Source organism: Herbiconiux daphne (genome assembly GCF_024979295.1).
GTDB lineage: Bacteria > Actinomycetota > Actinomycetes > Actinomycetales > Microbacteriaceae > Herbiconiux > Herbiconiux daphnes.
The window spans coordinates 1-1,008 of record NZ_JANLCJ010000166.1 but is presented as its reverse complement, the minus strand read 5'-3'; the positions used below and the strand labels follow the sequence as shown (position 1 = coordinate 1,008).

Annotated in this window: 2 protein-coding genes; both read right to left on the bottom strand. The window is 42.9% G+C overall.

All coding sequences use genetic code 11. From position 1 onward, the window contains the following. Positions 1-617: hypothetical protein (locus N1032_RS23815; protein ID WP_259542888.1), on the bottom strand; the 617-nt coding region annotated here is incomplete at its 3' end. 36 nt (positions 618-653) lie between these two features. Further along, a partial coding sequence (locus N1032_RS23810; RefSeq protein ID WP_259542880.1) for a hypothetical protein occupies positions 654-1,008 on the bottom strand: 355 nt, incomplete at its 5' end.

The following is a 1,008-nucleotide window of genomic DNA, read 5'->3' as shown; positions in this document are numbered from 1 at the left end:
AAATTGTTGTAAAGCGTTGCGAGTTCGTATTGGATCGTTTCATAGATATCTTTCAACGTTCCTGCTTGTCGTCCTGAAATATCCTGCGCCCGTAATGATTCGAACAACTGCGAATCGCTAATAACTTCTAGGTCGCCGTCAATCAGTTTCTTGATATAGGCTCTTGCCGATTCGATCGTTTGATCGTCACTCGCTGAAATCATTGTCTGCGCCCGCTTATTGATTAAAGTCATAACTAGCGAAATATCCGCCTCTGCGATAATCTGCGCCGTGTCGTCAATCATGGACTTGATACCCTGCTTGTAATAATCGTTGTAGATTACAACGCAATCTTTGCCGATCGTTAGCGTTTCATTGAACTTCAAAGCAGGGTTCGAAACAATCGCCGTTGTAGGTCGTCCGTATGGATCATTTTCCCCGCCTAGCGTTGCATTGAAAGCAAACAAATCGCCGTTCGCTTTTGCGATCACTGCAAAGCCGTTTTCTTGCAATAGCTTTTCTAGTTCGTTTTGCGGGATCGTTTCGGGTAGGTCGTTATATTTGAACATTCGCAATGTTCGGTTAAGCATGTTACTTGTGAATCGTTTTTTCGTTTGAATCTTATTTCTTACTGCCATTCTGTAAACCTCCTGAATTCATAATTTTCAAAGCCATTATAGCACAACTTTCCTGCATACGCGCAAATAGTTCTCGATCGCGTTTCCCACGCTGTTGTCCTGATAAAAAACCTTGTCATTCTTGAAGAATTCCCCGATCTTCCTGCCGATCCGTCCGTGTGACGCGAACACGTTTCTGTGTCGGTTAGGTAGCGCTGACGGTTCTAGCGAGAAAATCAAGTCCTTTTCAGGGTTCTGAATCGGCGTTGTTTTCAGGTGAATGAACGTGAAATAATTTAAACCTACTTGCACGATCTCACACTGATAAATAGCCTCGTTGAATTCTATAAAGTAAATGAACTGAATATTCTTAGGTTTCCACTTCATAGGCGCGTGAGGGAAAATAGAGAGT